The sequence below is a fragment of the Ornithinimicrobium carbonis genome, assembly GCF_050703245.1.
Lineage (GTDB): Bacteria > Actinomycetota > Actinomycetes > Actinomycetales > Dermatophilaceae > Ornithinicoccus.
On record NZ_CP192647.1, the window covers coordinates 1929803 to 1952765 of the forward strand.

At 73.3% G+C, this 22963-nt stretch carries 28 protein-coding genes, 1 tRNA gene, 2 pseudogenes and 1 riboswitch; of the genes and pseudogenes, 18 read left to right on the forward strand and 13 right to left on the reverse strand.

The window, feature by feature from the left end; all coding sequences use genetic code 11:
* Positions 1-11 precede the first annotated feature (11 nt).
* From ACQ95T_RS09655 to ACQ95T_RS09715, 13 genes and pseudogenes are all read left to right on the forward strand, one after another.
* Positions 12-85, forward strand: a tRNA-Pro gene (locus tag ACQ95T_RS09655).
* 243 nt (positions 86-328) lie between these two features.
* Entirely contained in the window at positions 329-961 is a 633-nt protein-coding gene (locus ACQ95T_RS09660) for a CDP-alcohol phosphatidyltransferase family protein (RefSeq protein WP_425942628.1), read from the forward strand.
* Positions 958-1842 (forward strand): DUF881 domain-containing protein, encoded by an 885-nt coding sequence (locus ACQ95T_RS09665; RefSeq protein ID WP_425942627.1) that lies wholly within the window; start codon positions 958-960, stop codon positions 1840-1842. Before ACQ95T_RS09660 ends, ACQ95T_RS09665 begins: the two co-directional genes overlap by 4 nt.
* The gene (locus ACQ95T_RS09670; RefSeq protein WP_425942626.1) at positions 1839-2171 is read left to right on the forward strand and encodes a small basic family protein; all 333 of its coding nucleotides are present in this window, start codon (positions 1839-1841) and stop codon (positions 2169-2171) included. Before ACQ95T_RS09665 ends, ACQ95T_RS09670 begins: the two co-directional genes overlap by 4 nt.
* A complete protein-coding gene (locus ACQ95T_RS09675) occupies positions 2171-2977 on the forward strand; it encodes a DUF881 domain-containing protein (RefSeq protein WP_425942625.1) in 807 nt (268 codons plus the stop codon). The genes ACQ95T_RS09670 and ACQ95T_RS09675 overlap by 1 nt, the downstream gene beginning before the upstream one ends.
* Before the next feature lie 63 nt (positions 2978-3040).
* Positions 3041-3430, forward strand: coding sequence for a glycine cleavage system protein GcvH (gene gcvH, locus ACQ95T_RS09680; RefSeq protein ID WP_425942624.1), 390 nt, complete (start codon positions 3041-3043; stop codon positions 3428-3430).
* Between the two features lie 173 nt (positions 3431-3603).
* Positions 3604-4001: pseudogene (locus tag ACQ95T_RS09685) on the forward strand (FHA domain-containing protein).
* Positions 3998-4780 (forward strand): transcriptional regulator FtsR, encoded by a 783-nt coding sequence (ftsR, locus tag ACQ95T_RS09690; RefSeq protein ID WP_425942622.1) that lies wholly within the window; start codon positions 3998-4000, stop codon positions 4778-4780. The pseudogene ACQ95T_RS09685 and the gene ftsR overlap by 4 nt, the downstream one beginning before the upstream one ends.
* Positions 4781-4819: 39 nt before the next feature.
* A complete protein-coding gene (locus tag ACQ95T_RS09695) occupies positions 4820-5284 on the forward strand; it encodes a bifunctional nuclease family protein (protein ID WP_425942621.1) in 465 nt (154 codons plus the stop codon).
* Between the two features lie 136 nt (positions 5285-5420).
* On the forward strand, positions 5421-6008 hold the full coding sequence (locus ACQ95T_RS09700; protein WP_431472869.1) for a MerR family transcriptional regulator: 588 nt from the start codon (positions 5421-5423) through the stop codon (positions 6006-6008).
* A gap of 77 nt (positions 6009-6085) precedes the next feature.
* Positions 6086-6182: riboswitch (glycine riboswitch) on the forward strand.
* Positions 6183-6260: 78 nt separating this feature from the next.
* Positions 6261-9212, forward strand: a complete 2952-nt coding sequence (gcvP, locus tag ACQ95T_RS09705; protein WP_425942619.1) for an aminomethyl-transferring glycine dehydrogenase — start codon at positions 6261-6263, stop codon at positions 9210-9212.
* A gap of 89 nt (positions 9213-9301) precedes the next feature.
* On the forward strand, positions 9302-10825 hold the full coding sequence (locus tag ACQ95T_RS09710) for a glutamate--cysteine ligase (protein ID WP_425942618.1): 1524 nt from the start codon (positions 9302-9304) through the stop codon (positions 10823-10825).
* Complete coding sequence (locus ACQ95T_RS09715) at positions 10818-11267, forward strand: OsmC family protein (RefSeq protein WP_425942617.1); 450 nt, start codon at positions 10818-10820, stop codon at positions 11265-11267. The genes ACQ95T_RS09710 and ACQ95T_RS09715 overlap by 8 nt, the downstream gene beginning before the upstream one ends.
* Here the strand turns inward: ACQ95T_RS09715 and ACQ95T_RS09720 are convergent, their stop codons facing one another.
* On the reverse strand, positions 11268-11936 hold the full coding sequence (locus ACQ95T_RS09720; protein WP_425942616.1) for a DUF421 domain-containing protein: 669 nt from the start codon (positions 11934-11936) through the stop codon (positions 11268-11270).
* A 91-nt stretch (positions 11937-12027) separates the two neighbouring features.
* Here ACQ95T_RS09720 and ACQ95T_RS09725 point away from each other — a divergent pair, with 91 nt between their 5' ends.
* The 3 genes from ACQ95T_RS09725 to ACQ95T_RS09735 are packed head-to-tail and all read left to right on the forward strand — an operon-like array spanning position 12028 to position 14529.
* Entirely contained in the window at positions 12028-13026 is a 999-nt protein-coding gene (locus tag ACQ95T_RS09725; RefSeq protein ID WP_425942615.1) for a GNAT family N-acetyltransferase, read from the forward strand.
* Positions 13027-13049: 23 nt separating this feature from the next.
* Entirely contained in the window at positions 13050-13871 is an 822-nt protein-coding gene (locus tag ACQ95T_RS09730; protein WP_425942614.1) for an alpha/beta fold hydrolase, read from the forward strand.
* Positions 13872-13908: 37 nt separating this feature from the next.
* Positions 13909-14529 (forward strand): L-threonylcarbamoyladenylate synthase, encoded by a 621-nt coding sequence (locus ACQ95T_RS09735; protein WP_425942613.1) that lies wholly within the window; start codon positions 13909-13911, stop codon positions 14527-14529.
* A gap of 26 nt (positions 14530-14555) precedes the next feature.
* Here the strand turns inward: ACQ95T_RS09735 and ACQ95T_RS09740 are convergent, their stop codons facing one another.
* Positions 14556-14813 carry a metal-sensitive transcriptional regulator gene (locus ACQ95T_RS09740; protein WP_425942612.1) on the reverse strand — a complete coding sequence of 86 codons (258 nt, stop codon included), beginning with the start codon at positions 14811-14813 and terminating at the stop codon, positions 14556-14558.
* Positions 14814-14917: 104 nt separating this feature from the next.
* Between ACQ95T_RS09740 and ACQ95T_RS09745 the strand changes: the two genes are divergently transcribed.
* Positions 14918-16897, forward strand: coding sequence for an MBL fold metallo-hydrolase (locus tag ACQ95T_RS09745; RefSeq protein ID WP_431472870.1), 1980 nt, complete (start codon positions 14918-14920; stop codon positions 16895-16897).
* On the opposite strand, the gene ACQ95T_RS09750 is transcribed toward ACQ95T_RS09745, so the two are convergent.
* The 9 genes and pseudogenes from ACQ95T_RS09750 to ACQ95T_RS09790 form a co-directional block, all read right to left on the reverse strand.
* Positions 16813-17751, reverse strand: coding sequence for a 23S rRNA (uracil(747)-C(5))-methyltransferase (locus ACQ95T_RS09750; protein WP_431472871.1), 939 nt, complete (start codon positions 17749-17751; stop codon positions 16813-16815). The two genes, ACQ95T_RS09745 and ACQ95T_RS09750, sit on opposite strands and share 85 nt — an antisense overlap.
* 251 nt (positions 17752-18002) lie before the next feature.
* Positions 18003-18521, reverse strand: a complete 519-nt coding sequence (locus ACQ95T_RS09755; protein ID WP_431472872.1) for a DoxX family membrane protein — start codon at positions 18519-18521, stop codon at positions 18003-18005.
* Between the two features lie 8 nt (positions 18522-18529).
* Positions 18530-18958, reverse strand: coding sequence for an HIT family protein (locus ACQ95T_RS09760; protein ID WP_425942607.1), 429 nt, complete (start codon positions 18956-18958; stop codon positions 18530-18532).
* A gap of 11 nt (positions 18959-18969) precedes the next feature.
* Positions 18970-19350: a hypothetical protein gene (locus ACQ95T_RS09765; RefSeq protein WP_425942606.1), complete on the reverse strand. Its 381-nt coding sequence runs from the start codon at positions 19348-19350 to the stop codon at positions 18970-18972.
* Positions 19351-19447: 97 nt separating this feature from the next.
* The gene (locus ACQ95T_RS09770; protein WP_425942605.1) at positions 19448-19834 is read right to left on the reverse strand and encodes a four-helix bundle copper-binding protein; all 387 of its coding nucleotides are present in this window, start codon (positions 19832-19834) and stop codon (positions 19448-19450) included.
* Between the two features lie 68 nt (positions 19835-19902).
* Positions 19903-20250 carry a rhodanese-like domain-containing protein gene (locus tag ACQ95T_RS09775; protein WP_431473815.1) on the reverse strand — a complete coding sequence of 116 codons (348 nt, stop codon included), beginning with the start codon at positions 20248-20250 and terminating at the stop codon, positions 19903-19905.
* A pseudogene (gene trxA, locus ACQ95T_RS09780) lies at positions 20236-20610 on the reverse strand (thioredoxin); the annotation flags it as partial. The gene ACQ95T_RS09775 and the pseudogene trxA, both read right to left, overlap by 15 nt.
* Before the next feature lie 73 nt (positions 20611-20683).
* The gene (locus ACQ95T_RS09785; RefSeq protein WP_425942603.1) at positions 20684-21160 is read right to left on the reverse strand and encodes a DUF3817 domain-containing protein; all 477 of its coding nucleotides are present in this window, start codon (positions 21158-21160) and stop codon (positions 20684-20686) included.
* Between the two features lie 133 nt (positions 21161-21293).
* Positions 21294-21959, reverse strand: a complete 666-nt coding sequence (locus ACQ95T_RS09790; protein WP_431472873.1) for a DUF4395 domain-containing protein — start codon at positions 21957-21959, stop codon at positions 21294-21296.
* On the opposite strand from ACQ95T_RS09790, the gene ACQ95T_RS09795 reads away from it, so the two are divergent.
* On the forward strand, positions 21949-22341 hold the full coding sequence (locus tag ACQ95T_RS09795; protein ID WP_425942601.1) for a TraR/DksA family transcriptional regulator: 393 nt from the start codon (positions 21949-21951) through the stop codon (positions 22339-22341). The two genes, ACQ95T_RS09790 and ACQ95T_RS09795, sit on opposite strands and share 11 nt — an antisense overlap.
* 78 nt (positions 22342-22419) lie before the next feature.
* Here ACQ95T_RS09795 and ACQ95T_RS09800 read toward each other — a convergent pair whose 3' ends face one another.
* Together ACQ95T_RS09800 and ACQ95T_RS09805 are read right to left on the reverse strand one after the other, a co-directional pair.
* Entirely contained in the window at positions 22420-22605 is a 186-nt protein-coding gene (locus ACQ95T_RS09800) for a hypothetical protein (protein WP_431472874.1), read from the reverse strand.
* Positions 22602-22937 carry a hypothetical protein gene (locus ACQ95T_RS09805; protein WP_431472875.1) on the reverse strand — a complete coding sequence of 112 codons (336 nt, stop codon included), beginning with the start codon at positions 22935-22937 and terminating at the stop codon, positions 22602-22604. The genes ACQ95T_RS09800 and ACQ95T_RS09805 overlap by 4 nt, the downstream gene beginning before the upstream one ends.
* Between the last annotated feature and the right edge of the window lie 26 nt (positions 22938-22963).

Sequence of the window (22963 nt, forward strand, 5' to 3'; positions counted from 1 at the left end):
CGCACGGGCCTCGGGCTGTGGCGCAGCTTGGTAGCGCACTTGACTGGGGGTCAAGGGGTCGCAGGTTCAAATCCTGTCAGCCCGACCGAGAAGCAGCACGTCAGGGGCGGTCCCGGAACCATCCGGGACCGCCCCTGACGCGTGTCCCGGCGGGGTGCTCGGAGCTCTGTCCTGCGAGCGGCGGTCGGTCTCGGCCCGCTCGTCGGAGAGCTGGCAGGTCCCGGGCTGCTCCTCCTCCTCGGGGCGCCCCGTCCCGTGGCGGTGCCGTCCAGGAGGGAGACCGTGGCGGTCCGCCGAACTCACCGCCGCCCCGCCCTAGACTGCTCCCATGAGTGCGCCATCGGGGGACGGGACGCGGCCCCGGGAGGACCAGCGGGTCCTGCCGGTGAGCGACCGGCTGCTCACCGTGCCCAACGTGCTCAGCATCGTGCGGCTCCTGGGGCTGCCGGTCTTCATCTGGCTGCTGGTCACGGGCCACCTCGTCTGGGCCGCCGCCGTCCTCGTGGCCTCGGGGTTCACCGACTACCTCGACGGCAAGATCGCCCGGCACTACGGGGTGGTGACCCGGCTGGGCCAGCTGCTCGACCCGATCGCCGACCGGCTCTACATCGCCACCACGCTGCTCAGCCTCGCGGCGACGGGCGTCGTGGGCTGGTGGCTGGTCGCCGTCCTCGTCGCCCGGGACGTCTTCATCGCGGCCATGTACCCGCTCGTGCGCCGCCACCACCTGCCGATCCCGGCCGTGGACTTCGTCGGCAAGGCGGCGACCTTCAACCTCCTGGGCGCGTTCCCGCTGCTGCTGCTGGGCCACGTGCCCGGGTGGTGGAGCGTGCCGGCCCTGGCCACCGGGTGGGCCCTGGCCTGGTGGGGCGTGGGGCTGTACTGGGTCACCGGCCTCGTGTACGCCGGCCAGGTCCGTGGCATGCTCGCCCAGCGGCGCACGCTGGAGGCGAGGGTATGAGGATCCCGCACCGGGGGCAGGCACGTCCCGACCCCAACCCGGCCGCCTCGATGGCGCTGCTCGACGAGGTCCTGGACCCCCCGCTCGGCCCGGGGTACCATTCCGCCGCCGAGCGGCGCGAGCAGGCCGGTCTGCCACCCTCCTCGGGCTACCGGACCTGGCTGCTCCTGGTGACCTCGCTCCTGCTGGGCCTGCTCGTCACGGTCTCCGCCGGCGCGCTGCGCGCCCCGGACCCGGCGGCCGCCCAGACGCGGACCTCGCTCATCGAGCGCATCGAGGCGACGCAGGAGATCGGCGACGAGCAGCGGGCCCTGGTCGAGCAGCTGCGGGCCGACATCCTGGAGCTGGAGCAGCAGCGGGCCAGCGCGGACGAGGGCCCGGATGCCGGTGCCGAGGTCGCGGCCGCCGGCACGGCGGTGGGGGCCACGGCCGTCCGCGGGCCGGGCGTGGTCGTCCTGCTCGAGGACGCCACCGCCGGGGTCGACGCCGCCCCGGGGGAGGACGTCGATCCCGAACGGGTCAACGCCCGGGACATCCAGCTCGTCGTCAACGGCCTGTGGGCCGCGGGGGCGGAGGCGGTCTCGGTCAACGGGCACCGCCTCACCTCGATGTCGGCGATCCGCTACGCCGGCGAGGCGGTCGTCGTGGACTTCCGCAGCCTGGCACCCCCCTACGAGATCCGGGCCATCGGCGATCCGACCGCTCTGCTGGCCGAGACGAGCACGGGGGTCACCGGCACCTACCTGGGTCAGCTGCGCGCCCAGCTCGGGATCCGCTCGGAGGTCACGGCGCCCCAGGAGGTCGTCGTCGACCCGGCGGAGCGACTGACCACCCGGGTGGGGCGGGTCCCCGCACCACCCACCACCGAGGAGGACGCATGATCCCGCTCATCGGGCTGGCCCTGGGCGTGCTCCTGGGGCTGGTCGTCAGCCCCGAGGTCCCCCTCTGGCTGCAGCCCTACCTGCCCATCGCCGTGATCGCGGCGCTCGACGCCGTCTTCGGCGCCACCCGCGCCGCGCTCGAGGGGATCTTCAACGACCGCGTCTTCGTCATCTCGATCCTGTCCAACGTGGTGGTCGCCGCCCTCATCGTCTTCCTCGGCAACCAGCTCGGTGTGGGGGCCCAGCTCTCCACCGGGGTCGTCGTGGTCCTGGGGCTGCGCATCTTCTCCAACGTCGCCGCGATCCGACGGCACCTCCTGGGGGCCTGATGGGTGCCACACCCCGGCCCCGCGGGCCGCTGGCCCGGATCCGGCGACGACCCGAGTCGGACCCCACCCCGGCGCAGGCCCGGCGCCGCCTGCGCGCGATCACCTCGCTGCGGATGGCCCCCGGCCAGGTGGTGGCCGCCGTCATCACCGCCCTGCTGGGCATCGCCCTGGTCGCCCAGGTGAGGGCCCAGGACGAGGCCGGCCTGAGCCAGCTGCGCGAGAGCGAGCTGGTGGCCCTGCTCGACGACGTCTCCGGACGGGTCGACGCGCTCCAGCGGGAGGTGGTCGAGCTGGAGGCGGACCGTCGCCAGCTCCAGGGCCAGCAGGGGGACGTGGCCGCCGCGGACGCCGCCCGGCAGCGGCTCGAGTCGTACGCCATCCTCGCCGGCACGGTGCCGGTGGAGGGACCGGGGATCACCGTCGTCGTCGACGACCCGGACGGGGTGATGACGCAGACGATGCTCCTCGACGCCGTGCAGGAGCTGCGCGACGCCGGTGCGGAGGCGATCCAGGTCGGGAACGTGCGGGTCGTCGCCTCCAGCCACGTCGGCGTGGCGGGGGGAGCGGCGGCCGGCACGGTCACCCTCGACGGGGCGGTGCTCGTCCCGCCGTTCCGCATCGTGGCCGTCGGGGAGGCGCACACGCTCGCCGGCGGCCTGGCCATCCCCGGAGGCTTCCTGGACAGCCTGCGGGGGGCCGGGGCCTCCGCCCAGGTCGTCGAGGACGAGCAGGTGCTCGTGGACGCCGTCCGACCGGCTCCGGACCCCCGGTGGGCCGAGCCGGTCCCCGCGACCCCCTCCTCGTAGGGTAGAAAAGGACACACACCACCGGCAGGCGCAGCGCCGGGCCGCCCCACACCGAGGAGAGCCATGAGCACCTTGCAGTACCCCGACGACCTTCGGTACACCACCGACCACGAGTGGGTCCGCGAACTGGGTGACGGCGTGGTCCGGATCGGCATCACCGCCTACGCCCAGGACGCGCTCGGAGACGTCGTCTACGTCTCCCTTCCCACGGTCGGCGACACCGTGGCGGTGGGCGACGCCGTGGGAGAGGTGGAGTCGACCAAGTCCGTCAGCGACATCTACGCGCCCGTCGCGGGAGAGATCACGGGCACCAACGACGCCCTCGACGGCACGCCCGAGCTGCTGAACACCGACACGTACGGCGAGGGCTGGATGTACGAGGTGAAGGTGGAGGACCCGGCCGTCCTGGAGAGCCTGCTGGACGCCTCCGCGTACCAGGCCACCCTCGACTGAGCCGCCCCGGGCGCTGTCGGCGCCCTGCACTAGAGTGGGTGACCGGTGGCCGACCATGTCGGGCACCGGTCCCTCTCGTCCCCGGACCACCGCGCACCACCAGGAAGGTCAGCACCGTGAGCGACCGCGACCGTGAGCACCACGACTTCGGCACCGACCCCGCCACGGCGCGCCTGCCCGGGGGGGCGGAGCTGCCCGCGGCGGACTACACCTTCGACGACGAGGCGCCCCGGCTCTCCCCGGAGGACCAGCGCACCGTCGACGCGCTGCGCCCCGGTACCGCCCTGCTGATCGTGCTCCGCGGGCCCAACGCCGGAGCCCGCTTCCTCCTCGACGCCGACGAGGTCAGTTCGGGCCGCCACCCCAACAGCGACATCTTCCTCGACGACGTGACGGTCTCCCGCCGCCACGCGGTCTTCGCCGGGAGGGGGAGGGCTACCTGGTGCGCGACGTGGGATCGCTCAACGGCACCTACGTCAACCGCGAGCGCATCGACGAGGCGGTCCTGCACCAGGGGGACGAGGTCCAGATCGGCAAGTTCCGGCTGGTCTACTACCGCAGCCGCTCGTGACGTCGGCGGCACGGGCCGAGGGGACTCCCGAGGGCGTCTCGATCGGGGCGGTCCTGCGCGAGCTGCAGCCGGACTTCCCCGACCTGACGATCTCCAAGATCCGCTACCTGGAGACTGAGGGGCTCATCTCCCCGGACCGGCGCGCCTCGGGCTACCGGCTCTTCGCCCCGGCGGACGTGGCCAGGCTGCGGTTCATCCTCACCGCCCAGCGGGACCGGTTCTGGCCGCTGCGGGTCATCAAGGACGCGCTGGACCGTCTGGACCAGGGGATGGACGTCCCCGGACTGACCGACGGGGCGGCGCCCGACGGGCCGGCCCTCGGGAGCCAGGAGGCCGGGGGGAGCCAGGAGGAGGAGCGGTCCGGACCGCCCGTCGCCGACCTCAGCGCCGCCGCCCTGCGTCGCCGCCGGGCCGTGCGCCTCACCCCGCTGGAGCTGCGCGAGCGCACCGGTCTGGACCGGGGGGCCTACGGTCACCTGGTGGCCTTCGGGCTCCTGCGCACCGACGGCTCCGGGCGGCACCACGCCGACGACCTCGACGTGGCGGCCGCGGCCGCGTCGCTGGCGCGCTACGGGCTGGAGGCCAGGCACCTGCGCGCCTTCCGGGTGGGTGCCGACCGGGAGATCGGCCTGGCCGCCCAGATCCTGGAGCCGTTGCGGCGTCGCCGTGCCCGGGGCGCCGAGGGCCCGGACCCGGCCCAGGCGGAGGCCGAGCTGCTCTCCACGATGCTTGCCCTGCACGTCGCGCTCGTGCGTTCCGGCCTCGCCCGCGGGCACTGAGGGCGGCGGGCGGACCTGCACCGGAGTACCGTGGGCAGGGTGAAGGAGCTCGACGTCCTCGGAGTGCGGGTGGAGATGCCCACCAACAGCCCCATCGTGCTGCTGCGGGAGCGCGACGGCCAACGGTACGTGCCGATCTGGATCGGAGCCCCCGAGGCGACCGCCATCGCGTACGCCCAGCAGGGCGTGGAGCCCCCCCGCCCGCTCACCCACGACCTGATGGTGGACGTCGTCGAGGCCCTCGGGCGACGGCTGGAGCAGGTGCACGTCACCGCGGTGGAGAAGGGCACCTTCTACGCCGAGCTGCACTTCGACGGGGGAACGGTCGTCTCCGCCCGCCCCTCCGACGCCATCGCGCTGGCCCTGCGGACGGCGACCTCCATCCTGGCGCCCGAGGAGCTGCTCGACGAGGTGGGGATCATCATGGCGGTCGAGGAGGAGGACGAGGTCGAACGTTTCCGCGAGTTCCTCGACAACGTCTCCGCCGAGGACTTCGAGGAGTGAGGCCGGCCACGCCGTGCACCGGCACAGAGCACGTCCCCGGCGCGTCGGTCGTTGACCGGGCCGTCCGGGCCACCTACGGTCAGGGTGTGCACACGGTGCACATCAGTCACACCATTCACACGTTCGAGGAGGACCGGTGATCGCTGGCGCAGACCCCGGCAGCCAGGCTGGGACCGGTCGGGACGTCCGCCCCGCCCAGGGCGTGCTGTTCACCGAGGACATCCCCGCCCTCGACGAGACCATCGGTTTCCGGGGCCCCACGGCCTGCGGGGCGGCCGGCGTCACCTACCGCCAGCTGGACTACTGGGCCCGGACGGGCCTGCTCGAGCCGTCGGTGCGCAACCCCAGCGGATCGGGCACCCAGCGCCTCTACAGCTTTTGGGACATCCTGGTGCTGAAGATCATCAAGCGGCTGCTGGACACCGGTGTCTCGCTGCAGCAGATCCGCGTGGCCGTCACGGCGCTGCGGGAGCGCGGGGTGGAGGACCTGGCCCGGATCACGCTGATGAGCGACGGCGCCAGCGTCTACGAGTGCACCAGCGACGACGAGGTGATCGACCTGGTGCGCGGCGGCCAGGGCGTCTTCGGCATCGCCGTCGGCAGCGTCTGGCGCGAGGTCGAGGGACAGCTGTCCCAACTCCCCGGCGAGCGTGCGGACGACCCGGTGGTCAGCCACCCCGGCGACGAGCTGTCCGCCCGCCGGCGGGCCCGCCTCACCTCCTGAGCCGCACCTCCTGCGGCGCACCCCCGAACCGCACGGACGTGCGGACCGGCCGGTTGCTGCTAGATTGGCGGTGCCGTCGACGCCGCGCGGGAGAGTCCCCACGCACATGGTCGTGGGGCGCCGAAGGGGCAATCTCCCCGACAAGCTCTCAGGCGCCAGGACCGCGCGGACCAGGCAACTCTGGAACGCGCGCGCCGTCGCGGGCGGACAGAGGGGGAGGGCCCCTGCCCCCCTGCCACGAGGAGCACGACGATGACCACCGACACCACCCCCACCTCGGACGCCCCGACCTCACCGTCCGACACCGTTACGACCGACGACGCCGGCCTGCTGGGGCCGGACACGCTGTCGGACTTCGTGTCCCGGCACGTGGGACCCCGTCCCGGCGAGGTCGACCAGATGCTGGAGGTGCTCGGCTACGACAGCCTCGAGGCGCTGGTCGACGCGGCCGTCCCCCCGGCGATCCGGTCCACCGAGCCGCTGTCCGTGCAGGCCGCGCCCAGCGAGCAGGCCGTCCTCGCCGAGCTGCGGGACATCGCCTCGCGCAACAGCGTGCTCACCTCGATGATCGGCCTGGGCTACTACGGCACCCAGACGCCGCCGGTGGTCAAGCGCAACGTCCTGGAGAACCCGGCCTGGTACACCGCGTACACGCCCTACCAGCCGGAGATCTCCCAGGGGAGGCTCGAGGCCCTGCTCACCTTCCAGACCATGGTCGCCGACCTGACCGGTCTGGACATCGCCGGTGCCTCCCTGCTCGACGAGGGCACGGCGGCAGCGGAGGCGATGGCGCTGATGCGGCGCAACAGCAAGGCGGCCCAGGACGCGGTGCTCGTCGTCGACCAGCACCTGCTGCCGCAGACGCTCGGGGTGCTCACCACCCGGGCCACCCCGCTGGGCATCGACGTCGTCCCGGCCGACCTGGAGGACGTGGCCGACGCGGCCGCCCTGCGGGCGGTCTGCGGGGACCGGGAGGTCTTCGGGGTCGTCGTCCAGTACCCCGGTGCCGACGGTCAGATCCGTGACTGGGGCAGGCTCGCGGACGCCGTGCACGAGGCGGGGGCCCTGCTCACCGTGGCCGCCGACCTGCTGGCCCTGACCCTCATGGTCCCGCCCGGCGCCTGGGGGGCCGACGTCGCCGTCGGCACCACCCAGCGCTTCGGCGTGCCGATGGGGTTCGGCGGTCCGCACGCCGGCTACCTGAGCATCCGAGGGGGCCTGGAGCGCTCCCTGCCCGGTCGGCTCGTCGGCGTGAGCAGGGACGCCGACGGCAACCCGGCCTACCGGCTGGCCCTGCAGACCCGCGAGCAGCACATCCGCCGGGAGAAGGCCACCTCCAACATCACCACCGCCCAGGTCCTCCTGGCCGTCATGGCCGGGATGTATGCCGTGTGGCACGGGCCGGACGGTCTGCGCCGGATCGCGCTGGAGACGCACGCCAAGGCACGGTCCCTGGCCGAGGCCCTGACCGCCGGCGGGCTCGAGCTGGGGGTCGAGCGCTACTTCGACACGCTCACCGTCCGGGCCCCGGGACGGGCCGCCGAGGTGCTGGCCGCCGCCCTGGAGCGCGGGATCAACCTGTGGCAGGTCGACGAGGACACCGTCCTGCTCTCCACCGACGAGCTGACCACGCTGGCGGACCTGCAGGCCGTCGCCGAGGCCTTCGACGTCGAGCCGCCCGCGGAGGTCGCCGCCGTGGACGCGCCCGCGTGGGGGGAGCTGTCGCGGTCGCAGGAGCAGAGCTACCTCACCCACCCGGTGTTCACCTCCTACCGCAGCGAGACCTCGATGCTGCGCTACATCCGCAGCCTCTCCGACAAGGACTTCGCGCTGGACCGCGGCATGATCCCGCTCGGTTCCTGCACGATGAAGCTGAACGCCACCACGGAGATGGAGCCCGTCACCTGGCCCGAGTTCGGCGCGCTGCACCCGTTCGCGCCCGCCGACCAGAGCGAGGGGACCCGTGAGGTGGTCCGCCAGCTCTCGGAGTGGCTGTGCGAGATCACCGGCTACGACGAGATCTCCCTGCAGCCCAACGCCGGGTCCCAGGGCGAGTTCGCCGGTCTGCTGGCGATCCGGCGCTACCACCAGGCCAACGGGGACGACCAGCGCCGGATCTGCCTGATCCCTTCCAGCGCCCACGGCACCAACGCCGCGAGCGCGGTCATGGCGGGGCTGACGGTGGTCGTGGTCCGCAGCACGGCCGAGGGCGAGGTCGACCTGGAGGACCTGCGCAGCAAGATCGACAAGCACGGCGACGAGGTCGCCGCGGTCATGGTGACCTACCCCTCGACGCACGGCGTCTACGAGGACACGATCACCGAGCTGTGCGAGCTGGTGCACGCCGCGGGCGGGCAGGTCTACCTCGACGGGGCCAACCTCAACGCCATGATGGGCATCGCCAGGCCGGGCGAGTTCGGCAGCGACGTGTCGCACCTGAACCTGCACAAGACGTTCACCATCCCCCACGGCGGTGGTGGACCCGGGGTGGGCCCGATCGGCGTCCGCTCCCACCTGGCGCCCTACCTGCCCAACCACCCGGTCGTCGCCGACGCCGGGCCGGAGAGCGGCGTGGGGCCCATCTCGGCCGCCCCGTACGGGTCGGCCAGCATCCTGCCGATCTCCTGGGCCTACATCCGCCTGGTCGGCGGAGCGGGACTGACCCGGTCCTCCCAGGTCGCGGTGCTCAACGCCAACTACGTCGCGGCCCGCCTGCGCGAGCACTACCCGGTCCTCTACACCGGTGCGGAAGGACTGGTCGCGCACGAGTGCATCCTCGACCTGCGGGGCCTGACCAAGGAGACCGGCGTGACGGTCGACGACGTCGCCAAGCGGCTCATCGACTACGGGTTCCACGCCCCGACGATGTCCTTCCCGGTCTCCGGCACGCTCATGGTCGAGCCGACCGAGTCCGAGGACAAGGAGGAGCTGGACCGCTTCGTCGAGGCGATGGTGGCGATCCGCCGGGAGATGGACGAGGCGGCCCGGGACGGCGTCGAGGACAGCGTGCTGCGCCAGGCCCCGCACACCGCGCTCTCCCTGGCGGGGGAGTGGGAGCACCCCTACGACCGCATGGCGGCGGCCTTCCCGGCCGGGGTCGACCCCAGCCGCAAGTACTGGCCGCCGGTGCGTCGCATCGACGGGGTGTACGGGGACCGCAACCTCGTCAGCTCCTGGCCTCGGGCGGAGGAGAGCGCCGACTGAAGCCCCGGTGCCCGTGGCCGCAGGTCACGGGCACCAGGGATGTGCGCCCGCCCCTCGCCAACACCCCTGCGGTGTGCTTGGATCGGCGCATGGGCCAGGAAGTGAGTCAGGCGGAGTTCACCCGCGAGCAGCGCCTGCGGTTCCGCGAGAAGGTGCTCACCGACCTCGTCGCCTTCGAGCGGATGCTCGAGGGCAGCCGGTTCGACTTCACCCGCCCGCTCATGGGGCTGGAGATCGAGCTCAACCTCGTCGACGGCGAGACGCTGGCCCCGGCCCTGCTCAACCGGGAGGTGCTCGCCGACCTGGGCGAGGAGGACTTCCAGACCGAGGTCGGGCGCTACAACATCGAGATGAACGTCCCCCCGCGGCCGATGGCCGGCGACCAGGCCGTGCGCCTGGACCGGTTCCTGGGCCAGTCCCTGCGCCGCGCCGGTGACGCCGCAAGGGGACACGGCGCGCGGGTGGCCGAGGTGGGGATCGTGCCCACCCTGACCGCCGAGCTGTTCGAGGACCCGTGGCTCTCCGACGGGGTGCGCTACCAGGCGCTCAACGACTCGCTCCTGCGCGAGCGCGGCGAGGGCATGGAGCTGGACATCGAGGGCCCAACGGGCGAGCGCGTGTCCAGCTACCACGACACGATCGGGCCGCTGTCGGGGTGCACCTCGGTCCAGCTGCACCAGCAGGTCACCCCGCAGGACTTCCCGGTCTACTGGAACGCCGCCTCGGTCATCTCCAGCCTCCAGGTCGCCATGGGGGCCAACTCGCCCTACCTGTTCGGGCGCCGGCTGTGGGCCGAGACGCGCATCCCGCTGTTCACCCAGATGGTGGACACCCGGTCGGTGGAGCTGAAGTACCAGGGCGTCCGTCCGCGGGCCTACTTCGGCAACAACTGGATCACCTCGATCTTCGACCTCTTCGAGGAGAACGTCCGTTCCTTCCCCGCCCTGCTGCCCGAGAGCTCGGACGAGGACTGCATGGCCGTGCTCGAGGGCGGCGGGGTCCCGGAGCTGAAGGACCTCAAGCTGCACAACGGCACGGTGTGGCGGTGGAACCGGCCGATCTACGACACCAGCCAGGGGGTTCCGCACCTGCGGGTGGAGAACCGGGTGCTCCCGGCCGGGCCGTCGGTCGTGGACACGGTGGCCAACGCCTGCTTCTACTACGGCCTGCTCGAGGCGGCCACCACCAGCGGTCGGCCGATCTGGACCAAGATGGCCTTCCGCACGGCCGAGAAGAACTTCGTCGACGCCGCCAAGCACGGCATCGAGTCGGTGCACACCTGGCCCGGGCTGGGCAGGATGCCCGTCACCGAGCTCGTCGCCGACCACCTGCTCGGCGTCGCCGACGACGGTCTGGCGGCCCTGGGTCTGCGGCGGGAGGTGCGCAGCCACTACCTCTCGGTCATCGAGGGCCGGTGCCGGACCCGGACCAACGGGGCCAGCTGGCAGGTCGCGGTCACCGAGTCCTACGAGGCGGCCGGCTACGAGCGTGCGGACGCGCTGCGCGAGATGTTCCGGCACTACATGGACCACTCGGAGGAGAACGCTCCCGTGCACACGTGGCCCCTGCCCGAGCCGGCCCCGCTGCCGCAGGACGCACGGCCCCGTGGGTGAGGACGCCCTGCGCTCGGTCTCCCTCACCCGGACCGGGCCCACCACCTTCGAGGCCACCAACTCCCGCGGCGGCACCATCCCGGTCGGGGCCGGCAGCAGCGGGAGCACCGACTTCAGCCCCGTCGAGCTCCTCCTCGTCGGGGTGGCCGGATGCTCCGGGATCGACATCGACCTGCTGACCTCGCGCCTGGCCGAGCCGCAGTCCTTCACGGTCTCCGCCGCTGCCGAGAAGGTCCGCGACGAGCAGGGCAACCACCTGGGTCCGGTCACCGTGACCGTGCAGGTGAGCTTCCCGCCGGGGGAGGCGGGCGACGCCGCCCGCGCGCGCCTGCCCGACGCCGTGGCCCGGTCCCGGGACCGTCTGTGCACCGTCTCCCGCACGGTGCAGCTGCCCACCCCGGTCGGGTTCGTCGTTCCCCCGGACCCGGCGACCGGCCCCTAGTCACTCCGTCGTCGCCTCCTGGGCGGTCGAGGCGACCGGCGCGCTGCCGCCGGACGGGCCGGTGTCGTCGGGGTGAAGCGGCGCCGTGTGCAGGTGCCCCGACTCGCGCAGCTGCTCCTGGACCACGTGCGCGCCCTTGATGCCCATGAGCGCCCGCGGGTGGATCGGCTGACCGGCGCGCAGCACCGAGATCCGCCCGTTCGGCTCCAGCACCGCCAGCGCCACCTGGGACGGGTGGCTGATCCCGGCCTGCCGCATGGAGCTCCACAGCATCGGCATCGTCAGGCCGTAGTGCGCCAGGCTGTCGGTGCGCACCCGGCCGTCGACCGCCAGCACGACGGCCCGCCCGCGCTGGCCGCCGGGCAGCTGGGGCAGCGGCGGCAGCGGCAGCCGCCGCAGGCCGCGGAAGACCAGCTCCAGGCCCGCCAGCGTCCCGAGGGCGACCAGCCCGCCGGCCAGCGTCGGGACGTGCCCCATGGTGGCCCGCCCGACGATGGCACCCAGCACGGTGACCACGGCCAGGTCCAGCGAGCGCGGGCTGGACCACAGCCGCTGCCCCCACAGCCGCAGGACGGCGCCGAAGACGAAGTAGACCGTCACCGTGCTGATCAGGACGGCCAGCGCGCCGGCGGGCGTGATGCCCAGGTAGTACCACAGGTCCGTGCTCATGGCAGCCCATCGTGGCACCTCGACGACCTGGGCCGGTGCAGGCGGGCCTAAACCGGTGGCGCCCCGCCGCGGGGCGGCCCAGACTGGCCCCATGCACGAGACGACGAGCACCCGCAGCAGCAGGACCGCGGAGCCGGCCCCCACCTATCGCTGGGGACGTCTGGCCCTGGACGACGTCGGGGCCTGGTCCGGGCTGGTCAACCACCTGGCCGAGGCCGACGGCACCGAGGAGTTCTACCAGCCGGAGGACCTCGCCGAGGAGCTGAGCGGCCACGGCGTCGACCCTGCCCGCGACACCTGGGCCGTCTGGGCGGGGGAGGAGCTGGTCGCCTGGACCGCGGTCGGCTGCCCGCCCACCCCGGACCACGAGGGGTCCGGCCGGGCCCACCTGGAGGGGGGCGTGCACCCCGACCACCGGGGGCGCGGGCTGGGTCGCGCCCTGATGGACGCCGCCGAGGCCAGGGCCGCCGAGCTGGTCGCCGAACGGCACCCCGGCCGTCCGGCCCACCTCTCCGTCGGGGCCGGCCTCGTCGGGTCGTCGGCCCAGGCGATGCTGCACCGGCGCGGGTACGCCGACGTCCGCTGGTTCGACATGCTCGCCCGGCCCCTCGACGACGTACCTCCCGCACCGGCCGGGACCGCGGGTGTGCGGCTGGTCAGCCCGGCGCCCGAGCACGAGGAGGCCGTGCGCGAGGCCCACAACCTGGCGTTCAAGGACCACTGGGGGTCCGGTCCGGCGGCGCCCGAGCCGTGGCACGAGCGCTGGGTGGGTCGTTCGGCCCGACCGGCCCTGTCCACCCTGGCCCTGGACGAGGACGGCCGCGTCCTCAGCTACGTCCTGGTCGGCGAGTGGGTCGAGCGGCACGCCTACGTCAACCTCGTCGGCACCGTGCCGGAGGCGCGCGGACGGGGTCTGGCGGCCGCCTGCCTGGTCCGCACGGTCCGGGAGGCCGCGGGGGCCGGGAGCTACGACGTCATCGAGCTGGACGTGGACTCCGACAGCCCCACCGGCGCGACCCGGCTCTACGAGCGGGTGGGGTTCACCCGCAAGCTCCGGACCGTGGCGATGCGGCGGCCGCTGCCTCTCTGAGCGCGCCCAGTAGGCTCGCCCGGGTGAGCACGCCATACCCTTCCCGGTCCGACGGCCCCGCCGGGCTGCACAGCACGACGGTCGGCGAGCAGGGCCCGGTCGTGGCGTTCTGCCACGGGCTCTTCGGCCGGGGGCGCAACTTCGGCGCCATCGCCCGGGCCCTGGAGCCCGACTACCGCAGCCTGCTCGTGGACATGCCCGACCACGGCTCGTCACGGTGGACCGAGCGCTTCGACTACGCGGTCGCGGCCGACCTGGTGGCCGAGCACCTGCGGGCCACGGTCGCCGCCGAGGGTCCCGTCCACGTCGTGGGCCACAGCATGGGCGGCAAGATCGCGATGACCACGGCGCTGGCCCACCCCGAGCTGGTCGACCACCTCGTCGTTGTCGACGTCAGCCCGGTCGGCTCCGGCGCGGCGGGGGAGTTCGAGCACCTGCTGGACGCCCTGGCCCGCATCGACCTGGAGACGGTGGAGAGCCTGCGCGACGCGGACGAGCAGCTCGCCGCGGACGTGCCGCAGCGCTCGCTGCGGGGGTTCCTGCTGCAGAACCTGCGCCAGGACCCCGGCACCGGGCGGCTCGGCTGGCAGCCGAACCTGGCCATGCTGCGCCGCGACCTGCCCACGATCACCTCCGACGTGCCGCACGAGGGGCGCACCTTCGACGGGCCGGTGCTGTGGGTGGGAGGCTCGGACTCGGACTACATCCGGGAGGAGAACGTGCCCGGGATGCGCGAGCTGTTCCCGCAGACGCGACGGGTGACGATCAAGGACGCCACCCACTGGGTGCACTCGCAGAAGCCGGAGGTCTTCACCGCCACGCTGCGCCGCTTCCTCGCCCCCTGACCTGCGACGGGGCACCGGCTGTCCTACAGTGTGGCCCATGGCCCGCTTCGTGGACATCCACCCGGTGGACCCCCAGCCCAGGCTGGTGGCGCAGGTGGCCGACGTGCTCAGGGGCGGCGGGCTGGCGGCGCTGCCGACGGACGCCTGCTTCACCCTGGCGGCCCGGCTCGGTGATCCCGGTGCCCGGCGACGGATCATCGAGATCCGCCACCTCGACGAGCGCCACCACTTCACGCTCATGTGCGCCGACTTCGCCCAGCTGGGGCACTTCGTCCACCTGGACAACGCCGTCTTCCGCGCCGTCAAGGCCGTGACCCCCGGCTGCTACACCTTCATCCTGCCGGCCACCCCGGAGGTGCCCCGCCGGGTGCTGCACCCCAAGAAGCGGACCGTCGGCGTGCGCATGCCCGACCATCGCATCTGCCAGGCGCTGCTCGCCGAGATGGGCGAACCGCTGCTGACGAGCACGCTGCTGATGCCGGGGGAGGAGGACCCGATGACCCACGGCTGGGAGGTCAAGGAGCGGCTCGACCACGTCCTCGACGTCGTCGTCGACGGGGACATGGGCGGGTGCGAGCCGACGACGGTGGTCGACCTGTCCCAGGGGTATGCCGAGGTCGTGCGGGTGGGTGCCGGAGACCCGGCGCCGTTCACGTGAGCGGCGTCCTGCTCCGGGGGAGGTCCTCAGGCCAGGCTGAGGAAGAGCTTCTCCATCTTCTTGACGTCGACGTCGCCGTCCTCGCTGGCCATGCACTGGCGCAGCCCCTCGGCGATGATCGCGTAGCCGGCCCGGTCGATGGCCTTGCTCACCGCCGCGAGCTGGGTGACCACGTCCTCGCAGTCGCGGCCCTCCTCCAGCATCCGGATGACCGCCGCCAGCTGCCCGTGGGCACGACGCAGACGGGTGGTGGCGGGCTTGACGGACTCCGGGGACAGTTCCACGAACCCAAGGTTACCTACCCGCGCACTCGCTACCGTCATACCCCCTAGGGTATCGTGTCCCGCACCGGACGCCAAGTGGCCACCCACCGACCGCAGGAGGACCCATGACCGCCCCCACCGTGCTGACCATCGAGACCTCCTCGCTCGGTGACCGCAGCTACCTCGTCCACGACGGCGACGTCGCCCTCGTCGTCGATCCCCAGCGGGACCTGGACCGGGTGCTGCAGCTCGCCGAGCGCGAGGGTGTGCGGATCACCCACGTGTTCGAGACGCACATCCACAACGACTACGTGACCGGCGGTTACGCCCTGGCCCGGCGGACCGGGGCCGCCTACCACGTCAACGCCGAGGACGACGTCGCCTTCGAGCGGGACGCGATCCGCGACGGCGACGTGGTCGAGGTCTCCGACACCCTGCGGGTGCGCGCGATCTCCACGCCGGGGCACACCTTCACGCACCTGTCCTACGCCCTGGAGGGCGAGCGCCCCTACGTCTTCACCGGCGGGTCGCTGCTCTTCGGCTCCACCGGCCGGCCGGACCTGCTCGGTCAGGACCACGCCGAGGAGCTCGCCCGGCTGCAGCACGGGTCGGCCCACCGGCTGGTGAGCGAGCTGGACGAGAGCACCGAGGTCATGCCCACCCACGGCTTCGGCTCGTTCTGCTCGGCCACCCAGACCGAGGGTGACGAGTCCACGCTGGCCAAGGAGAAGCAGACCAACCCGGCCCTGCTCAAGGACGTCGAGGAGTTCGTCCGCGAGACGCTGGACGGCCTCGACCTCTACCCGGCCTACTACGCCCACATGGGCCCGGCCAACGCCGCCGGCCCCGGCGCGGCCGACCTGGAGCCGCCGCGGCCGGTCGACAAGGAGGTGCTGCGCGAGCGGCTGACGGCGGGGGAGTGGGTCGTGGACCTGCGCACCCGGCAGGCGTTCGCGGCCGGCCACGTGCCGGGCACCTACAACGTCGGCCTCGACGGTCAGTTCTCCACCTGGCTCGGGTGGATGATCCCGTGGGGGAGCCCGGTGACGCTGCTCGGCGAGAGCGAGGAGCAGGTCGCCGAGGCCCAGCGCGAGCTGGCGCGCATCGGCATCGACGAGCTGACCGGCGCCGCCACCGGCGGACCACGGGACTGGACCGACGGGGAGCTGGGCACCCTGGCGACCGCCACCTTCGCCGACCTGGCCCAGGTCCGCCACCACCGGCAGGTCGCCGTGCTCGACGTGCGCAACCCCAAGGAGCACGCCGACTCCCACGTCGTGGGCTCGGTCAACATCCCGCTGGGCCAGCTGCCCACGCGGCTGGAGGAGGCGCCGGAGGGGGAGGTCTGGGTGCACTGCGCCAGCGGCTACCGCTCCTCGATCGGATCGGCGCGTCCTACCTGGCCGCCCACGGCCGGCAGGTGGTCGCGATCGACGACTCCTACGACGAGCAGGCCGGGACGGTCGGGCTCCCGCTGGAGGGAGCCTCCACCAGGTCCTGAGGGCCGAGGACGCGCGAAGGCGCCGGCACCCGCGCGGGTGCCGGCGCCCTCGTCGTCGGCCGGAGGGGCCTGGTCAGCCCATCGGCTCCCAGGTCAGCGCCTCGCTGCGGCCGAGGCTGGCCCCGACCTCCTCGCCGGCGACCTGCTGGATGTGCTCGAGCCGCTCGACCGTGGGACCGTCGGCGGTGAACGCCAGCCCGGTCCGGCCCCGGTCGTCGCCCTCGACCACGCGGATGCGCAGCACGCCGCCCTCGCGGAAGGGGATCGTGTAGCCGTCCTGCTCGCGCAGCGACCCACGGTGCAGCCCGGCCTCGTCCATGACCTGCTCGAGACGTTCCTGCGGCGTGTCGACCGCGAGGAACGCGGTGCTGCGCTCGTGCGCGCCCTCGGGCACGGCGTCGAACGTGTTCGGCATCGGTGGCACCAACTTCCTTGTCGTCCAGGTCCAGGACCGCCATCATCGCACCAGCCCCCGCCCGACGGGCACCGACCCGCCCCGGGCGGGCGCACCGGGGAAGGTCAGCGCCGCACCAGCTCCACCAGGATCTCGGCGTGGGTGGTCTGGGGGAACATGTCGAACAGCCGCGCACGCCGGACCCGGTAGCCGGGCATGCCCGCCAGGTCCCGCGCCAGGCTGTCGGCCGAGCAGGAGGAGTACAGGACGTGCGGGACGCCCGAGGCCTGCAGGGCCGCCGCCAGCGGGCCGATGCCCCGGCGGGGCGGGTTGACGACCACCAGGTCGGGTGGTGCCGCCTCCGTGGACCCGTGACCGGGGGAGAGGTATGCCGTCGCGTCCCCCGCCTCGAAGCGCACCGGGCCCGTGCCGGCGAGGGCGGCGGCGCTGGTCCTCGCGCTGAGCACGGCCTCCTCGGACAGCTCCACCCCCAGCACCGAACGTCCCGGGGCGGCCGCGTTCAGCGCGAACCCCCCGACGCCGCAGAACAGGTCCCAGACCACCGCGGGCGAGAGCTCCTGGATCCAGGCACGGGCCTGCCGGTAGAGCGCCGCGGCCATGGGCGTGCTCGTCTGGAAGAAGCTGCGCGGGCGCAGGTGCAGCACCAGGTCGTCGACGCGCATCGGGAGCGTGGGGTCCGCGGTGAGCACCTCCTCCTCCGGCCCCTCGAGCACGGCCCGGTGCCCGGGCTGGAGGTTGACGCTGACCACCCGGGTGCCCGGCAGCCGGTGCCGGAGCACCGGCAGCAGCTCCTGCACGCGGCGGCGCTGACCCGGGGAGCGCAGGACGAAGCGCACCATGAGCTCGTCGTCGGGGGAGCGGGTCAGGAGGACGTGCTTGAGCTCGCCCTGACGGCCGGGCACGTCGTAGGGGGTCAGCCCGGACCCGGCGAGCAGCTCCGGCAGCAGCCGGACCGCCGCGGGAGAGCCCGGGCTCGTACAGACCGCACCCGCGCAGGTCCACGCCGCGCCCCCGGGCGTCGAGGATGCCCACGGTCGGTGCACCGCGACGGCCCCCGACGACGAGCTTGGCCTTGTTGCGGAAGCCGGACTCCTGGTTCTCCTGCGGCGCGTCCCACGCCTGCGGCGCGACCAGCCCGGCCAGGGTCTGCGCGACCCGCGCCTGCTTGTCCGCCAGCTGCACGGCATACTCCGTGCCCATGAGCGTGCACGAGCGGCACGCGCCGGCGTCGAAGTAGTCGCACTGCACCCGCCCAGGGTACGGACGGCAGGCGCCGGGTGCGGCGGTCGGGGCGTCAGGGACGGCCGGTCGAGCGCATCGCGTCCAGCGACCAGCGTCCCGCCCCGGTGAAGACCAGCGGCAGCGTCAGCGCGAGGTAGAGCAGCGTCGGCTCCCCGGTCACCGCCCCGCCCTCGCCGAGGACCGTGTAGTCCAGCCGCGGGTAGACCGTCAGCACCCAGGGGGCGGCCATCAGGGCCGCGAGCAGGAACGCCGCCGGCCGGGTGAACAGGCCGACCACCAGCAGCAGCGGAAGGACCAGCTGGCCCAGCAGCACGAGCCAGGCGACCAGCTCGGGGGCCTGGGCGCCGAGGACGTGGTCGTCGACCGCGCCGATCCAGGTCTGCAGGTCGACGGCCTTGTCCAGGCCGCGGGTCACCAGCAGCAGGGCGCCCAGCCGCAGGAGGAGCAGACCCAGGTCCAGGCTGCGGGAGTGCACCTCCGGGGCGGGGGACCCGTCCAGGTCCTCCCAGTCGTCGTGCACGTCGTGGTGGTAGTCCTCGGGCCCGGGGTCCTCCCGGAGCTCGGACGGCATGGTGGTCCTCAGTCCTCGGCCGGGACCTCGTCGGACCATCCCTGCTCGCGCAGGGTCCGACGCAGGGTCTGCGCATCCTTCGCGAGCTGGTCGGAGGGGCGCGGGCGCTTGCGGGCCAGGTCGAAGTCGTCGGCCGTCCGGGCGGGGAAGACGTGCAGGTGGGCGTGCGGCACCTCGAACCCCTGCACGATCACCCCGACGCGGGGGGCGTCGAAGGCGGCCTGCTGGGCCCGCCCGATCCGGGCGGCGACGTCGGTCAGGTGGGCCAGGACCTCGCCGGGCAGGTCGACCCAGTGGTCGACCTCGACCCGCGGCACCACCAGCGCGTGGCCCGGCGTGAGCGGCTCGATGTCGAGGAAGGCTGCGCAGACCGGGTCCCGCCACACCAGCTGTGCGGGGACCTGCCCGTCGATGATCGCGGTGAAGAGGGTCGCCATGGGCCGCCAGCCTAGTGCGAGGGGCGGGGCGCGGGACGCAGCGACGGGCCGCGGGAGCAGGACCAGGCGGCCAGCGCGTAGCCCCCCGCGAAGAGCACGGTCAGGCCGAGCAGGTCTACGAGCGAGACGCCGGGGGAGCGGTGCAGCCCCAGGGCGAGAACCGCGGCCGTGGCCAGCACGACGGCCCCCGAGGCCGCGGCGAACGCGTACGTCATACCCCTCGGCCGCAGGCGGACGAGCGCCGCACCCACGACCGCGACCACCGGTGCCGCCACGTAGAGCAGGTCGACCGGCCCGCCGGGGCCGACGACGCCGAGGGCGCCCACGCCGAAGAGGAGCAGGAGCGTGGTCGTCGCGGCGACCACGAGGCCGGCGCGGGAGGAGGTGCTCATGCTCCGACGCTAGCCCCGGAACCGTGGGGGCCGGGGGGACGAGGTGTGCAGATCCGGTGAAGACCGGCCGGCAGCAGGGCCGTCCGCGGCCCCAGGGTCAGTCGGCCACGCCGAGGAGGGCCTGGCAGGCGTCGGCGCAGTCGCGGCAGGCCTGCGCGCACTGCTGGCAGTGGTCGTGGTCGTGGCTCGAGCACTCCTCGGCGCACTCGCGGCAGACGGCGATGCAGGCCTGGACCACCGAGCGCCAGGAGTCGCCGTTGGGGCCGGGGCGGGAGAGGATCTCCGCGGTCGTGCGGCACACGGCGGCGCACTGGGTGCACAGGTCGATGCACCGGACCATGCCCTCGACGTGGTCGCCGTGCAGACAGGCGTCGGCGCAGGTTCCGCAGGTGGAGGCGCAGCGGCTCGCGGCGTCGATGGCGGCGCGCAGCTGCGGCAGGTCGAAGGTGTCCTTGGCCGGGTGGGTGCTGAGGATGTCGTCCATGCCCCGACCGTAGGGGCGGCGGGCGGCCCGCGCATGTCGGGGCCGCCCGCCGGCGGTCGTGCCCGGGGTCAGACCTGCGCGGTGGCGCGGGGACCGGCCACCAGCTCGCGACCGGGCCCGCCTGCTGCCCAGGCCTGGGTGCCGCCGGCCACCGAGTAGGCCTCGACCCCGGCACGGCGCAGCACCTCGGTCATCGAGCGGCTGCGGTTGCCGGTGGCGCAGATGACGTAGACCGGCTCGTCGCGGGGCAGCTCGTCGGCCTTGTCGGCGACCGAGCGCATCGGCACGAGCTCGGCACCGGGGAGGTGGCCGGCGCGGTACTCCGCGGGCTCGCGCACGTCGACCAGGGTGACGTCACGCTCGGCGTGGCGACGGGCGAAGTCCTCCGCGGAGATCTCCACCGGCGAGTCCGCCATCGCCTGCTGCGCCTCGACCTGGGCGCGCACGTCGTCCATGTCGAGGTCGCGCACGGCCTGCACGACCTGCTCCAGCGCGGCGGGGGGCAGGGCCCCCGCCTGCGCGAAGACCGCGATCCCGTCGCGGAAGGCCATGAGGGTGGGGATGGAGGTGATGCCCGCGGCCGCGGCCAGCTCGCGCTCCTCCTCGGTGTCGACCTTGCCGAAGGTGATGTCGGGGTGCTGCTCGGACGCGGCCTCGTACACGGGCGCGAACTGCTTGCACGGGCCGCACCAGTCGGCCCAGAAGTCGACGAGGACGATGCCGTCCGCGGTGATGGTGGACTCGAAGGAGGACACGGTCAGGTCAGTGGTCGCCATACCCACACTATACCCCCAGGGGTATGCTGTGCACCAATCCGCGGACCCGGTCGCGGGGGAGCGCCCCGGTCCCTCAGGCGAACCACTGCGTCGGCGGACCGAGGGCGAGCAGCACCGCGAAGGTGGCTCCGACGCCGACCACGCCCAGGAGGCCGGCCAGGGCGGGACGGCCGACGGCCGCCGCGACAAGACCCTCGACCGGACCGGACGGGGAGCGGCCCGCGTCCCGCAGCTGCCACCGCTCTCCGAGCAGGCCGCGCCGCGCGGCGCTGCGCTCGAACGGCACCGTGACGAAGGGGACCACCGCCGAGGCCAGGCCCAGCACGAGGTCCCGCCCCGACCAGCGCTGGTCGACCCCGACGACGAGGGTGACGAGGGCGTAGGCGAGGAAGACGAAGCCGTGCAGGCTGCCGCCGACCCGGACCGGCAGGTGGCCGGCGTCGAGCAGGTAGGTCGCGGTCATTCCGGCCAGCAGGAACGCCCAGGTGACCATCTCGGCGGCAGCCAGGAGGCCGTAGAGGCGGCGGGGGCGGGAGAGCAGGTCGGACATGGCACCTCTCGGACGACGGTCCCGCCATGGTCCCACGCGGGGCGGCCGGCTCCTACGCTGGACGCATGCCTGGCGGCGGTCGGCGAGGTCAGGCGGACCGCGTGAGACGGGTCGTCCTCGTCCGGCGCAGCGATCATGCTCGGACGCGCTGCAGCCGACGAGTCATCAGGTAGATCCTGCAACCGGGACAGACTCCAGTGGCGGCGTTGATGGCGGCCCCGACGAGGGCGACGGCGGTCAAGCCATAGCCGACACCATCGACGCCGAAGAGGAAGCCGAGCAGCGCCGATGCGGTCAGCACGAAGCCGAGGAACTGGGCAAAACGGGCCGGGTGAGCATCCTGCAGCTCGGTCGCCGCTCCGATCCGCGGCCAGATGTACCGGGCGAAGATCTGCGCCCACACGGACCAGTGCACGCTGACGAAGGCGGTGAGTCCGAACACGGCGACCTGCGAGGCCAGCAGCCCGAGAGCGAGCGGCCGAGCGGGACCCACGGTCAGCAGCACGACGACCAGCACGCTCGCCGTTGCGGCGGCGCTGAATCGGAGGGCGCGCGGGTCCACCCGGTCGCGGAGTGGACACGAGGTGATGCCGATGCTGCCCATGCGGCGCTCCTCACGGTGCGGGCGCCAGCGGCGGACGGCAACCCGCACGGCGAGGTGACGGCGCTGCTGCATCACGAATTCTACCGCTTGTGCGGCGGTGTCCGCAGTGGTTCCCTGAGCGCCTCGCACCTCGTCCCTGCGGCGCGGAATGGTCGAGGCCCACCACGAGGTCGATACTCGAACCATGCCGTCCATCTCTCCGGACCAGGACCCTCACCCGGCCTCCGTCGACGTCGGCACCCGGCTGCTGGAGGAGCGTGCCGCGCTCGCCGCCCGGGTCGCACAGCTGACGGAAGACATGGCCTCGTTCTTCGAGGCCTCGCGGGACTCGAATGCCGACGACGAGCACGACCCGGAGGGCCAGACGATCGCCTTCGAGCGCGCTCAACTGTCCGCCGTGACCGACCAGGCCCGCAGGCACCTCGAGGAGATCGACGCGGCGTTGCAGCGGGTGGCGAAGGGGACGTTCGGCATCTGCGACGTCTGCGACCAACCCATGGACCCGAGGCGACTGGACGCCAGGCCGACAGCGCGGGCCTGCGTCCGCCACGTTGCGGCCCACAGCTCTAGGCCCTGACCGGTCCCGCCCCTGGAGTCGCCGCGCGCCCGATCCGCCGCTTCGTGGTGACATCCGGCCTGCTGGGCGAGGGAGGTCTCAGTCGCGCTCTGCGTCGGTGGCGAAGCCCTCGAGATGCGGCAGCTGCTCTTCCGCCATCGTCTCCTGGAACAGCGTGATCTGGAGTTCGCCGGGCGCGTCGAGCCGGGAGTTCAGCGACCGCCACGGCGTCAGCACCGGCTCGGCGACGACGCGTGCGCCCGCGGACTCCAGACGACGGGTCATCCCCTCGGAGTCGGTGACCTCGAAGGCCAGGCGGATGCGCCGGCTCTCCTGGCCGCCTGCCTCGATTTCTGGTCGATGGCCTTCTTGTGGCCGGGGGAGGCGATCTCCAGCGTCGCCCGGCCTGCCTCGAGGATCGACACCCGGTCGTCGGCGCCCTGGGCGTAGGCGATCCGCTCCGGCAGGCCGAGCACGTCGCGGTAGAACCGCACCGCAGCGTCGAAGTCCTCGGCCTCGACGACGACACGGAGCTGCAGCACGGGCTTGTTCTCGTCCATGTCAGCATCCTCCACCGGCCGCGAGCGGACGGTCGTCGCCTCCTCGGCGGAGGTCACCTGCTGTGACTTTACATAATGTCGCT